The organism is Acidiphilium sp. AL (assembly GCF_025499445.1).
In the GTDB taxonomy this organism is placed as follows: domain Bacteria; phylum Pseudomonadota; class Alphaproteobacteria; order Acetobacterales; family Acetobacteraceae; genus Acidiphilium; species Acidiphilium iwatense.
Genome location: NZ_JAIMBZ010000003.1, coordinates 226080 through 239192, shown reverse-complemented (window position 1 = coordinate 239192; position 13113 = coordinate 226080). Strand labels below are relative to the sequence as shown.

Genomic DNA, 13113 nt, shown 5'->3' with positions numbered 1-13113 from the left:
TTGGCAAGAGATTTCGGCGGCGCGCAACAATCGGAATCGGAACCGGGCCGCCAGGATTCCTTCCGGAATGCCGACAGGCCTCAATCGATTCTTCGGCTAAATGGCGCCTGCGGCCTCAAAATGAGGGGAGACATGAGGCGATGCGGACGATTTTCAGCCGGACCTTGTCGAGATTGACGGTGGAAATGCCGATCGTGGATGGCGATGAGGCGGGGATGAGGTAGTGCCCGACATCGGCGATGAGCTGGGCGCGGCGATCACGGATCGCGACCGGGATTTTGGTTTCGCTCGGCAGGGTGGTGCCGGCCTGGAGCGGCAGACCCGCGCGCAGGATCACCCTGGTCGTGTGTCCGGCGGGCAGGCCGTCGATGCAGAGATCGCCGTTTTGCTCGGTGATTGCGGCTCCCTTCACCGGGGGCGTGAAGATCACCCAATCCGCCGGGTGAAAATCGGGCGCGCTGCCGAGCTTGACGTTGAACGCGATGCATGCGCTGGTCGGGAAGCGGTTGGCATGGACGGTGAGCTTGCGGACCCGGATGCCGAAAGTCTTGGATGCTTCGGCGAGTTCGTGCTTGATGAGATCATCGTCGGGATAGGCGCGCCGCATCGCCGCGAGAAGATCGATCCGCGCGAGGTTGTTGTTTTGCAGGCGCAGCCCTTTGGCGATCAGAAGCAGAGCGCGCTTGGCGGTCGTGGCATCGGCACCGTGCGTTTCGTTCAGTTCATAGGCGATAAAGGCGGCCGTTTCGACGGTGCGGGCATCGGCCGTTTTGCGGCGGGAGGAGGCGGTGGCGAGTGCCAGCCAGAGCGATGGATGGTTCTCATCGCCCAGACGCAGCCGCTTGCGATAGAGGGAAGACGCATTCGGCCAGTCCTGATCGTCGTATGCCTGTTTGGCCTGCCTGGTCAGATCGGCACGGCGCGCGGCGAGGCCGGCACTGTTCCCGGCCGTCGGCTGATTGCCGAAAGCCTGGAACTGGCGGGCATTTTCGCCAAGTCCGGGGAGCAGATGGCGCAGGAACACAGTAGATGGTGGCGCGGAGCCGCCCGCGCGGGCAGTCTGCGACAATGCGACGGATGCGACAACGAAGCAGAGCAACCAGGCCAGCAAAACTCCGATTCGCCGGTGGTTGCGCATCCCATGGCTCCCTGTTCGCCGATTGTTATCGGGACGATACAGGGAAACCGCAACGGAGTCACACTGCTCAGCTCCGCCTGCCGTAGCCGCCGCCGCCAGGGGTCGCGATGCCGAATATGTCGCCGGGCGCGATGCTCGCCTCGGCCCGGCCCGACAGGGTCTCGCGCGTGCCATCCGCCCGCTCGATCCATTGCAGGCCGACCGCGCCATCCGCCCCGCCGTCGAGCCCGAACGGCGGCACCACGCGGCGGGACGCGACGATCACCGCCGTCATCGGTGCATGAAAGCGCAGCCGGCGGACCGCGCCATCGCCGCCGCACATGGCACCCGCGCCGCCGGAGCCGCGCCGGATCGAAAACTCCTCGACCGTGACGGGATAGTTCAGCTCCAGCACTTCGGGATCGGTCATCCGCGTGTTGGTCATGTGGGTGTGAACGGCGGAAGCGCCGGCGAAGCCCGGACCCGCGCCGGCACCGCCGCAGATGGTTTCGTAATATTGGCGTTGCGCATCGCCGAACAGAAAATTATTCATCGTCGCCTGGCTGCACGCGACCGCGCCGAGCGCCCCGAACAGGGCGTTGCACACCGCCTGGCTCACCTCGGTATTGCCGGCGACCACCGCCGCTCCCGGCGCGGGGGCGAGGAACGAGCCTTCGGGAATGATCAGGTCGATCGGTTCGAGGCAGCCCTCGTTGAGCGGAATATCCTCGCCGACCAGGCAGCGGAACACGTAGAGCACGGCGGCCTGGGTGATCGCGCGCGGGGCGTTGAAATTGCCCTTGTGCTGGGTGCTGGTGCCGGTGAAATCGACCGTCGCGCGCCGCGCCGCGCGATCCACCGCGACGCGCACCGAGATGACGCTGGAATCGTCCATCCGATAGGTGAATCGCCCGTCGCCGATGCGGTCGATCACCCGGCGCACATGTTCGGCCGCATTGTCCATCACATGGCGCAGATAGGCCGCGACGAGCGGCCAGCCGTGTTGCGCGACGATGGCATCGAGACCCATTGCCGCCGCGCGATTGGCGGCGATCTGCGCCTTGATGTCGGCGATATTCTGATCCGGGTTGCGTGCCGGGTAGCGCGCCGAGAGAAGCAGGTCGCGAAATGCGTCTTCCCGAAACCTGCCCTGTTCGACCAGTAAAAAATCGTCGATCAGCACGCCTTCCTCGATCAGGGTGGTCGCATTCGGTGGCGTCGATCCTGGCGTGATGCCGCCGACATCCGCGTGATGGCCGCGGGCGCCGGTGAAGAAGCGGATTTCCGCGCCATTCGGGTCGAACACCGGGGTAATCACGGTGATATCGGGCAGATGGGTACCGCCGGCGCTCGGGTTGTTCAGCGCGATCACGTCGCCTGGGCGCAGCGTTCCGCCGCGGGTTTTGAGAACGTGGCGCACGCTCTCGCTCATCGAGCCGAGATGCACCGGAACGTGCGGAGCGTTCGCGACCAGCCGCCCGGCGGCATCGAACACCGCGCAGGAAAAATCCAGCCGCTCGCGAATGTTCACGCTCTGCGCCGTGTTCTGCAACACCGCGCCGGCCTGTTCGGCGACGCTCATGAACAGGTTGTTGAACAGTTCGAGCAGCACCGGATCGGGCGGCGCATTCGCATCCGGCGCGCGGCGGCGCGCTTCGGTGAGGCGGCGCAGGATCAGATTGTCGGGCGGCGCGATCTCGGCGATCCAGCCAGGCTCGACGATGGTGGTGGCATTGGCGTCGCAGATCATCGCCGGGCCGGGAATCGAATCGCCGAGACGCAGATCGGTGCGATCGAACACGTCGGCGCGATGCGATTCTCCCCGGCTCCAGATCGATACGGTGTCGATCGGGGCGAGTATCGCGTCGCGGGGCGGCGGGGCTTGTTCGCTGACGCTTTCGCCCGGCGCGATCGCTTCCACCGAGACGGCATCGACGATGATCGTGCGCTCCGGAATCGCGAAGCCGAAGCGCGTTTCATGCGCTTTGGTGAACGCCATCTCGCGATCATCGGCATCGGCGGCGATCGGCAGGATCGCCTCGGTCGCTTCATAGCGCAGATGAAGCTGGGATACGATGCGGACGGTGACGGGATCGCTGCCCTGGCCGACGAGCACCGCGTGTGCCTCGTCCGAAAGTTCGTTGATCGCCGTTGCGATATCGGTCTCGGCCTCGCCGAGCACCCGTTCGATCGCGCGCTGGCGCACGGTGCCGAGTTCGGCGAGCCCCATGCCGAATGCCGAGAGCACGCCGGCGAATTTATGGATGAACACGGCATCCATCCCGAGCGCCTCGGCGACCAGGCAGGCGTGCTGGCCGCCGGCGCCACCGAAACAGGCGAGCGCGAAACGCTGCGGGTCGCGGCCTTTCTGGATCGAGACCTGCTTGATCGCCTTGACCATGTTGGCGATCGCGATGTCGAGAAATCCCTCGGCGATTTGCTGCGCGCTGCGGGCGATGCCGGTCGCGCGCCCAACCTCCCTTGCGACGGTGGCAAACCGCGCCTGCACGATCTCGGCATCGAGCGGAGCATCGCCGTTGGGGCCGAACACGGCGGGGAAGCGGCGCGGCTGGATTTTGCCGAGGCAGAGATTGGCATCGGTTACCGTGAGCGGCCCGCCGCGCCGATAACAGGCCGGTCCCGGATTGGCGCCGGCGGAATCGGGGCCGACACGAAAGCGCGCGCCGTCGAAATGCAGGATCGAGCCGCCGCCGGCCGCAACGGTGTTGATCGCCATCATCGGCACGCGCACCCGTGCACCGGCGATTTCGGTATCGAAGCTGCGCTCGAACGCGCCGTCATACAGGGCGACATCGGTGGATGTGCCGCCCATGTCGAAGCCGATGATGCGTGCGAAACCGGCTGCTTCGGCCGAGCGCGCCGCGCCGACGATGCCGCCCGCCGGGCCGGACAGGATCGCATCCTTGCCCTCGAAGCTGGAAGCTTCGGCGAGACCGCCATGCGACTGCATAAAATAGAGTTTTGCGCCGTCCAGCGCTTTTGCCACCCGGTCGACATAGCGGCGCAGGATCGGCGACAGATAGGCATCGACCACCGTGGTGTCGCCGCGCGGCACCAGGCGCAGCAGCGGACTGACGATGTGACTCGCCGAGACCTGCGAAAAGCCGATCTCTCGTGCGATGTCCATAAGGCGCCGCTCATGCGCTGGATTTTTCCAGCCATGCATCAAGGCGATCGCGACGGCCTCCACGCCGTCCGTCTTTGCGGCCATCAGCGCATCGCGCGCTGACGCTTCGTTAAGTGGCGCGGTCTCCTGGCCGTCGACGCCGATGCGGCCGTCGATCTCGATCACCGTTTCGTAGAGCATCGAGGGCAAAGTGATCGCGAGATCGAATAACCGTGGCCGCGCCTGGCTGCCGATGCGCAGCACGTCGCCGAGGCCCCGGTTGATGACCAGGACGGTGCGCGTGCCCTTGCGTTCGAGCAGCGCATTGGTCGCGACCGTGGTGCCCATGCGAACCGAATGGATGCGCTCGGCCGGAATCGGGTCGCCGGGGGCGATTCCGAGCACATTCCGGATCCCGGCGATCGCCGCGTCGTCGTAGCGCTCGGGGTTCTCGCTGAGCAGCTTGCGCGTGACGAGGCTTCCGTCCGGCGCGACGGCGATCAGATCGGTGAAGGTGCCACCGCGATCGATCCAGAATCGCCAGCTTGCATCGGCCTCGCTCATCAAACGGTCTCCGGGGCGGGAATTTCCGCGTCGAGCGCGCGGTTCATGGTTTCCGGCAGGCTGAGTGCTGCGATCGCAAATAGCGCATAAGCGATCACCGCGAAGATCGCGACGGCGGCACCGAGCGGCAAGGTCCTGGCCGCGAAACCGATCAAGGTGGGAAAGAACGCCGCCATCCCACGTCCGAAATTATAGCAGAATCCTTGCGCGGTCGCACGGATTTCGGTTGGAAACAACTCGGAGTAGAACGCACCCATGCCGCTGAAGATGCCCGAAGGGAAGAAGCCAAGCGGGAAGCCGAGAAACAGCATCGCCTCATTCGAGATCGGCAGATAGAGATAGCACACCGCGATGACCGCCGAGCCGACCGCGAACAGGATGAAATTCGGCCGCCTGCCGATTTTGTCGGTGAGGATTGCGCTGGTGATGTAACCCACCAGCGAGCCCGCGATGATGACGGCGAGATAGGCGCCGCTGCCGAGAATGGTCAGATGGCGCTGCACGCGCAGAAAGGTCGGAATCCAGGTGGTGATCGCGTAATATCCGCCCTGGGCACCCATGGCGAGGAGCGAACCGCGCACCGTGAGGTTGAGGAAGCGCCGCGAGAAAATCGCGGAGGGGCCGGTCGACCGGCCGCGTTCGCTGGAACGCATTTCGGTGAAGATCGGCGATTCCGGCACCATCCGGCGGATCAGGAACACCAAGGCGGCAGGCGCCAGGCCGACGAAGAACAGAACCCGCCACGCGATATCGGGCGGCAGGATTTGCAGAATGATCGTCGCCGCGATCGCCGCGACGGCCCAGCCAATCGCCCAGGAGCTTTGTACGAAACCCACCGCGCGGCCACGGAAGCGGGTGGCGATCACTTCGCCCATCAGCACCGAGCCGGCCGCCCATTCGCCACCGAAACCGAGCCCCTGCAAACCGCGTGTTATCATCAGTTGCTCGGGCGACTGGGTGAAACCGCAAAGAAAAGTGAAGATCGCATACCACAGGATGGTAATCTGCAGCACGCGCACCCGGCCGATGCGGTCGGCCAGAATGCCGGCGATCCAGCCGCCGGCAGCGGAGAGCAGGAGCGTCACGGTCGCGATTTCACCAGCCTGCGCGCTGGTCATTTTCCAGACCACGAACAGGGAGGGAATCACGAAGCTGAAAATCATCACGTCCATGCCGTCGAGCGCATAGCCGCCATAGCAGGCCCAGAAGGTGCGCTTTTCGTTGCGCCCCATATTTCCATACCATTCGAACATTGTCGTCTCCTTCCATCCAGGGTTTGCGAGGTCGCGTGACTGGCGGCTTCGAAATCCCCGTTTGGGGTGTTATTGATTGATGGGGCAGAATTGCTCGGGCAGATCGGTGATGAGCATGCAGCCCGGCGCATGGGTAATCGCGAAGGGCAGCCGAGCCTGCTCCAGCGCCGATTGGCTGGTCACGCCGCAGGCCCAGAATACCGGCACGTCGCCCGGTGCGAAATCCACCGCGTCGCCGAAATCCGGGCGCGCGAGATTGGCGATACCGATTGCGATCGGGTCACCGATATGCACGGGCGCACCATGCATGTCATGAAATCGCGCGGTCACGGCAATGGCGCGCCGTGCATCCTCGGGGCTCATCGGCCGCATCGAGACCACGAGCGGCCCGCCGAACGGGGGCGCCGGCCTGGTGAGAATGGTCGTGCGATACATTGCGACGTTGCGGCCCTGCTCGATATGGCGGAGCGGGATTCCCGCTGCGAGCAGCGCGCGCTCGAAGGTGAAGGAACAGCCGAGCACGAAGGTCACCAGATCGCCGCGCCACAGGGCGGTGATGCCGGTGGGTTGTTCGGTGCAGACGCCATCGTGGAACACGCGGTAGCGCGGCAGGTTGGTGCGGATGTCGATTGCCGAGCCGAGCGGTGCGAGAGTCGGATCGCCCGGTATGCCGACATGGATCAGCGGACAGGCTTGGGCATTGGCGCGGCAGAAGGTTTCGAACGATGTCGCGAATTCCGCTGGCAGGATCACGATATTGCCTTGCACGAAACCCGGCGCGAGCCCGGCGGTGGTATCGGCGAACGCACCGGAGGCGGCAAGCGCGCGGGCGGCGGCGGGCGACTGGTTCGTCAAACTTCGAATATCCATGCGCAACCTCCGTTTGCCCCGATCCGGCCAGCATAGGAGGTCTGTATCGATCACATCAAATTGTCATTTCTTATTCATTTTGATAGTCAATTTGGATCAAAATCGCGCCGCCATCTCGCGCGCCTGGTTGGCTACCATGGCGGCGAGGCGTGCGCCCGGCCCGTCGAGATAGCTCGCGGCAAATCGCAGCGTCGGCAGCTTCACCGTGGTGTTCAGGATACGCAGACGCCCGCTCGCCAGTTCGTCGCGGATGGTGACCGGCGGAATCGCACCGATGCCTATGCCGTCGGTCGCGAGCCGCACGATCGAGGCGAGCGACCCGTTACCGAACAGCCGCACCGGACCGAGGGTGGGATCTTTGAACAGGGCAGAAATTTGCTGATAGGGCTGGGTTCGGCTCGAATAGGTTAGGATCGGCCACGCGGCGAGATGCCTGAGTTCGAGTAGCCCATCGTCGAGCGGCAGCGTTGGTGCCGCCACCCATTCCAGCGGATAATCACAGAGGGACATAGTCACCGCTTTGGCCGGTGCGAGTCCATCGAGCATAAAGGCGAGATCGAGTTCGCCGCGGTTCAACCCATCTTGTAGCGTCGCCGAAATATCCACCGAGATATCGAGCCCGACGCCGGGATGGGTCTGAAGCAGATCCCGCACCAGTTCCGACAGCCATGTATGCACCAGGGTTTCCGAAACGCCGAGCCGTACCGTGCCGGTCAGCGCTTCCGCCCCTTTGAGCGAGACCAGAAGCGTCTCGTGCAGGCGCAGCATATGTTCGGCGTGCTTGAAAAAGGTGAGGCCGCGCGCGGTGAGCGTGACCGGCTTGCGCCGCCCGCGCTCGAACAGGGAGATGTTGTATTGTCGCTCGATCTGGGCGATGCGGTTGGAAATCGCCGGCTGGGTGGTGTTCAGCCGCGTCGCCGCCTTGCGGAAACCGCCGAGCTTGACGATCCAGTAAAGGACTTCGAGGTCCCGGAATTCGACCATTCGGCGTTCAGCGTGTCCCGCCGGGCACCCAGAGGATGTCGGTCCTGCCGTCATCGTTTAGGCTGCGCGCCAGCACGAACAGAAAATCGGACAGGCGGTTCATGTAGGGAACCAGGACCGGCGAAACCGGCTCCGCGGCGGCGAGGGCGACGAGGTCGCGTTCGGCGCGGCGGGCGACGGCGCGGGCGAGATGAGCGCGCGATGCGGCTTCGGTCCCGCCCGGCAGCACGAAACTGCGCAAGGGGGCCAGCGAGACGTTCAGTGCCGCTACCGCATCATCGAGCGCGAGCAGGTAGGTTTCGGTCAGCTTGGGGCCGGGGCGGTCGATGCCGGGGGTGGCCAGATCGGCGCCGAGATCGAACAGATCGTTCTGGATGCGGGCGAGAATGCGGTCGATCGATGGCCGGTCCGCGCAGACGACGCGCAACGCGCCGATCGCCGCATTGGCCTCATCCAGCGCGCCGAACACCTGGATGCGGGCGGCATCCTTGCGCAGACGGGAGCCGTCGGCGAGCGAGGTTTCGCCGCCGTCGCCGCCGCGCGTGACGATGCGGTCGAGCTTTACCATGACAGGTGCCTCATACGACCAGAACCCCTTGATGTTTCGCCTTATGATCCGGCTCGACATGGATCGTGATGACCACGCCGGGCATTTCGGTCTTCAAGGCGGCCTCGATCCGGTCGCAGATATCATGCGCCGCGGCAACCGCCATTTCGCCCGGAACGACCAGATGGAATTCGAGGAAGCTCGACCTGCCGGCCTGGCGCATTCGCATGTCGTGGGCTTCGAGCGCGCCGGTCGCATGGGTGGCGACGAGGCCGCGGATGCGTGTCACGATGTCGGGCGGCGGGGCCCGGTCGAGCAGCAGGCTGAGTGAGCGCAGGATGGTGCGGCCGCCGATCACCGCGATCTGGATGGCGATGGCGACGGCGATCAGCGGGTCGAGGATCGGGATATCGGCCAGAACCGCGAGGGAAAGGCCGATGACGATGCCGATGGTGGTGATCGCATCGGCGATCAGATGCGCCTGATCGGCGGCGAGAGCCGGATAGCGCCTCGATGCGCCCGAGCGGCTGAGCACCACGGCCCAGAGCGCGTTCAGAACGCCGCCGGACGCGTTGAGGGTGAGGCCGAGCCAGGGTGAAGCCGGCAGATGCGGCGCGAGAATGGTTGCCGCCGCGCGTTGCAGGATGAGCACGGCGGCGAGGACGATCATGCCGCCCTCGGCCATCGCGCTGAGCAACTCGGCCTTGGCGTGACCGTAGGGATGCTCGAAATCCGCCGGTTTCGCGGCGGTTTTCAGCGCATAGAACACCATCAGCGCGGCGAACACGTTGACCAGCGATTCCAGCGCGTCGGAATAGAGGGCGGCGGAGCCGCTGACCTGCCACGCGGCGGCCTTCAGGCCGAGCACGAGAATGCCGATGCCAAAACTTCCCAGGGCAAAGCGCAGCGGTGCGGTCATGTCCGGTCGGGGGGATTCCTCGGTGAGGCGTTTCCCATAGACCAGCTTGTGCCCGATTACACCCCGATTCGCCCGCTTATGCCGAACAGGAAGTTCTGGCCGGGAATCTGCAATCCGTTGACCGGCTCGAATGGCGAATTGAACAGATTGCGGCCGGTCGCGAACACGGTGAGGGCAGGGGAGATACGGAAACTGACCGTCAGGTCTGCGATGGTGCCGGATTTGGCGAGGCCGATGCCGGCGGGGTAGCCGGAATTATTGGTCAGATAATCGGAAAATCGGCCAATATAACGGAGTTCAGGGTCGATATTGAGGCGCGGGATCGGCCGGATGTCGAGCAGGGCCGATCCGGCATTCTCCGGGCGGCGCAGCAGCTCGGCGCCGGTCGCACCGTCGCGCGCGATGGTGCGGGTGTAGCTGAACTTTGCTGCGAACCAGGCTGCCGGATGAAGATCGATCTCGGTCTCGACGCCGCGGATATGTGCGACCGCGACGTTCTGCTCGGTCGAGAATACAGGTGAAATCTGAACATATTCGATCAGATTATTGATATTGTTGTGAAAATAATCGACAGAAATGGTCGCGAACCCGTTGCGGCCGAAACCCGCGAGCGTGGTTGTCGCGCCGAACTGGTAGCCCGCGCTACGCTCCGGCCGAAGGGCCGGGTTGCCGCGATAGCCGTAACTATCCACGCCGTGGAGATCGTAGAGCGACGGGGCGAGAAACCCGGTGCCGTAGGAGGCTTTGAAGCGGGTCGATAGCGCTGGGATGGCAAGAACCGCGCCAATCCGGCCGGTCATCACGTTGCCGTAGCCCGAAACGCCATCGTCGCGCAGGGCGGTCATCAGCGACAGGTCGTGGAACAGAGTGCCCTGCGCGCCGGCGTGGAACGCGGTGATGCGCTGGCTGGCGTTCACGCTGGAGAGGTAGGGCGAGCCGAAGAAACTCTCATTCACGTTCTGGTTCGCGGTGTCGCGATCCTGCTCGAAGCCGGCGACCAGCGCGGCATCGCGCAGCGCGCCGAGCGGTTGCAGGCGCAGCACGTTGTTGAACTGGATGACGGTCCGGTCGCTGGCGTAGGAGCTGTTGCCGGCGAACCCGTTGGGGTCGGCCGGGTCAAGCAGGGCCAGATAGCGCCGGTCGTCCTGCACATGGGACACGTAGAGCGAGGTGATCAGATGCCGGTCGAGCAGGTGGGATTTCACCCCGAAACGGATGAATACCTGGGAATCGTAGTTGTTTTCATAGGGATCATCGAAGGCGGGATAGCCGAGATCGGGGTAGGTGGAGCCGGTCTGGCGGGCGCGCACGATCAGCGAGACGCGGGTGCCGGCGACCGGCGTGTAGCCGAGATTCAGCGAGCCGAGCTTGTAGCGGAACGGGTTGCGCACCGCCCGATAGACCGAAAGGCGCCGTGCCAGACTATCGAAGCCGGCCTGTTCGATCAACGATCCGGTGATCGCGTAATCGAAGGCGCCGCTGCGGCCGGACAATGTGGCGCTGCCTTGGCCCTGGCCGGGAAAACCGCCGGCGATATCGTAATCGACATGCGGCGCGCCGGTGCCGCGTCGGGTGATCATGTTGATCACCCCGCCGATCGCGCCCGAGCCATACAGGCCGGACATCGGGCCGCGCACCACGACGATGCGGGCGATATCGGCCAGTCCATCCACGCCGAAATTGAACAAGCCATTGGACACCGAGGGATCGTTGACCGGCACGCCGTCGAGCAAGACCAGGACATCCTCGGAATTGCCGCCCTGGACGAACACGCTGGCCGCACTGCCCGGACCGCCCGAGGGAACGACGTTCAGTCCCGGCACGGCGGAGAGCGCCTGGGTCAATGTGGTGTCGCCCCGGCGCCGCATTTCGGCCGCGGTAATCACCGTGACGCTGGCCGGGGTGTCGGCAAGCGGGGTGGGTACATAGCTCGCGGTAACGGTCTGGATCGGAACTGTGCCGGACGGGACGGTTTGGGCCTGGGCGCACAGGCCAAGAATCGGCGCGCACAGGATAGTGCAGGAGAGGCGGCGCATCACGTGTCTCCGCGGTCGGTCGCCCATGACAGGGCGACGGTATGATGACGGCGACAGACGGCCTTGGGAGTTTCACCCTTCGCGTTCGATCCACCCCGCCCGAATGCGCGCACATCGTCTCGATGCCGGCCGGTCTCCTGGCTCGCGGGTCATGAAACGATCCGGCCTTCTCGCCCGTGCAAACGGACAATGGCCAATGCTGGATCGCTTTCGCCGCTTACAGTTGCGGGGGCAGCCGCAGCCTGGACCGTGTTTCCGGCCCGTCCTGCATTCCCGTTTCAGCCCTTGCGGGCCACCGTCATCTGGCCGTCCTGTAACCCGCGCGCCGGTTCGGGCGCAAGCGGCAGCCAGACGAGGCAGGTGGTGCCGACGCCCTCGATACTGTCGATGACCAGCCGGCCGCGATGGCGCGAGATCACGTGCTTGACGATCGCGAGCCCGAGTCCGGTGCCCCCGACCGCGCGGGCGCGCCCCTTATCGACCCGGTAGAACCGTTCGGTCAGCCGGGGCAGGTGCTCGCGCGGAATGCCCGGCCCGTCATCGGCTACGCTGACCACGAGTCCCGGCCGGGTGAAATTCGCATCTGGGGCGATCGCGACGCCGACGCGGATCGTGCCGCCGCCATCCGGCGTCTTCGGGTCGGGCTTGATAGCCCCATACTTGGTCGCATTATCGATCAGATTGCCGAACACCTGGGTAAGCTGGCCGGAATCGCCGCGAATCTGAGGAAGGTCGACCGGGATGTCGAGCGCCAGCGTCATTTCGGCCTCGCGCAGGATCGGCTCCATGAAGCCGGCGACCTGACGCAGCACGAGGGCGATGTCGATCATCTCGGTCGGCGGCTGGTGCTCGGTCATTTCGATGCGCGACAGGCTGAGCAGATCGGCGATGATCCGCTGCATCCGGTCGGCCTGCTCGGCCATGATGTTCAGGAATCGCGGCAGCGCCTCGGTGTCGCCCACAGCCGGCCCGCGCAAGGTTTCGATGAAGCCGATCAGGCTGGTCAGCGGGGTGCGCAGCTCGTGGCTCGCATTGGCGACGAAGTCGGCGCGCATCCGTTCGAGCCCGCGTTCCTGCGTGCGGTCGGCGAGCAGCAGATAGAGCGGCGCCAGCCGATCGCCGGTGCCGGCGCGGATGACGATCGCGTCCAGATCGCGCGGGATCGGGGCGGCGAGGGCAAGCGAGATGCGGACCGGCTGGCCGCTGGCTTCCGCCTCGGCGAGGGCGGTGCGCAGGGCGGGATGTCTCAGCAGGGCGGATTCCTCGGTGCCATAGGCGCGCGCCGCGGCCGGATTTCGCCAGATGATCCGCCGTGCGCCGGGCGAACCGTCGAACTGGAACAAGGCGTCGGGCAGCCGGTCGAGCAGTACCTGGCTCGAATCGGCGCCGGTCGCGATTGCCTGACGGCTGCGACGTTCGGTGTCGATCGCGTGGATCGCCGCGAAAGCGAGATTGGTCAGCCCCGGCGTGACCAGCCTGATTTCGCCGGGTGCCGAGGCGGCAATTCCCGCGCCGAACCGGCGCAGATCGCGGGCGAGCACGATCCCCGCGCCGAGCGACCAGACCGCGCAGCCGATCAGGCACACCACGCCTTCCCAGGGCCGCAGAATGCCCGCCATCGTCAGGATGACGACGATCAGCGACGGCGGACCGCCCAGCCACGCGGCGATGGTCGCGATCGGGCGGTTCATGTTTT

9 protein-coding genes and 1 riboswitch are annotated in these 13113 nt (G+C 65.3%); all 9 genes read right to left on the bottom strand.

The genetic code is table 11. The annotated features are described in order from the left end of the window. Window positions 1-115 precede the first annotated feature (115 nt). Window positions 116-1138 carry a hypothetical protein gene (locus AiwAL_RS04060; protein WP_262312163.1) on the bottom strand — a complete coding sequence of 341 codons (1023 nt, stop codon included), beginning with the start codon at window positions 1136-1138 and terminating at the stop codon, window positions 116-118. Between the two features lie 67 nt (window positions 1139-1205). Next, the gene (locus AiwAL_RS04055; protein ID WP_235703080.1) at window positions 1206-4808 is read right to left on the bottom strand and encodes a hydantoinase B/oxoprolinase family protein; all 3603 of its coding nucleotides are present in this window, start codon (window positions 4806-4808) and stop codon (window positions 1206-1208) included. Further along, window positions 4808-6061, bottom strand: a complete 1254-nt coding sequence (locus AiwAL_RS04050) for an MFS transporter (protein ID WP_235703081.1) — start codon at window positions 6059-6061, stop codon at window positions 4808-4810. The genes AiwAL_RS04055 and AiwAL_RS04050 overlap by 1 nt, the downstream gene beginning before the upstream one ends. A gap of 69 nt (window positions 6062-6130) precedes the next feature. Continuing rightward, window positions 6131-6931 (bottom strand): putative hydro-lyase, encoded by an 801-nt coding sequence (locus AiwAL_RS04045; protein ID WP_235703082.1) that lies wholly within the window; start codon window positions 6929-6931, stop codon window positions 6131-6133. Window positions 6932-7027: 96 nt separating this feature from the next. Continuing rightward, entirely contained in the window at window positions 7028-7915 is an 888-nt protein-coding gene (locus AiwAL_RS04040) for a LysR family transcriptional regulator (protein ID WP_235703083.1), read from the bottom strand. Between the two features lie 7 nt (window positions 7916-7922). After that, the gene (locus tag AiwAL_RS04035) at window positions 7923-8483 is read right to left on the bottom strand and encodes a cob(I)yrinic acid a,c-diamide adenosyltransferase (RefSeq protein WP_235703084.1); all 561 of its coding nucleotides are present in this window, start codon (window positions 8481-8483) and stop codon (window positions 7923-7925) included. A 10-nt stretch (window positions 8484-8493) separates the two neighbouring features. Continuing rightward, complete coding sequence (locus AiwAL_RS04030) at window positions 8494-9381, bottom strand: cation diffusion facilitator family transporter (RefSeq protein WP_235703085.1); 888 nt, start codon at window positions 9379-9381, stop codon at window positions 8494-8496. Between the two features lie 56 nt (window positions 9382-9437). After that, the gene (locus AiwAL_RS04025) at window positions 9438-11417 is read right to left on the bottom strand and encodes a TonB-dependent siderophore receptor (protein ID WP_235703086.1); all 1980 of its coding nucleotides are present in this window, start codon (window positions 11415-11417) and stop codon (window positions 9438-9440) included. A 109-nt stretch (window positions 11418-11526) separates the two neighbouring features. Continuing rightward, window positions 11527-11732, bottom strand: a riboswitch (cobalamin riboswitch). Beyond that, complete coding sequence (locus tag AiwAL_RS04020) at window positions 11696-13108, bottom strand: cell wall metabolism sensor histidine kinase WalK (RefSeq protein WP_235703087.1); 1413 nt, start codon at window positions 13106-13108, stop codon at window positions 11696-11698. It overlaps the preceding riboswitch by 37 nt. Window positions 13109-13113: the final 5 nt, after the last annotated feature.

What these genes read in the sequence shown, in the direction of transcription:
- AiwAL_RS04060 (WP_262312163.1), bottom strand. Translation starts at nt 1,138, where the DNA reads ATGCGCAACCACCGGCGAATCGGAGTTTTGCTGGCCTGGTTGCTCTGC.
- AiwAL_RS04055 (WP_235703080.1), bottom strand. Translation starts at nt 4,808, where the DNA reads ATGAGCGAGGCCGATGCAAGCTGGCGATTCTGGATCGATCGCGGTGGC.
- AiwAL_RS04050 (WP_235703081.1), bottom strand. Translation starts at nt 6,061, where the DNA reads ATGTTCGAATGGTATGGAAATATGGGGCGCAACGAAAAGCGCACCTTC.
- AiwAL_RS04045 (WP_235703082.1), bottom strand. Translation starts at nt 6,931, where the DNA reads ATGGATATTCGAAGTTTGACGAACCAGTCGCCCGCCGCCGCCCGCGCG.
- AiwAL_RS04040 (WP_235703083.1), bottom strand. Translation starts at nt 7,915, where the DNA reads ATGGTCGAATTCCGGGACCTCGAAGTCCTTTACTGGATCGTCAAGCTC.
- AiwAL_RS04035 (WP_235703084.1), bottom strand. Translation starts at nt 8,483, where the DNA reads ATGGTAAAGCTCGACCGCATCGTCACGCGCGGCGGCGACGGCGGCGAA.
- AiwAL_RS04030 (WP_235703085.1), bottom strand. Translation starts at nt 9,381, where the DNA reads ATGACCGCACCGCTGCGCTTTGCCCTGGGAAGTTTTGGCATCGGCATT.
- AiwAL_RS04025 (WP_235703086.1), bottom strand. Translation starts at nt 11,417, where the DNA reads ATGCGCCGCCTCTCCTGCACTATCCTGTGCGCGCCGATTCTTGGCCTG.
- AiwAL_RS04020 (WP_235703087.1), bottom strand. Translation starts at nt 13,108, where the DNA reads ATGAACCGCCCGATCGCGACCATCGCCGCGTGGCTGGGCGGTCCGCCG.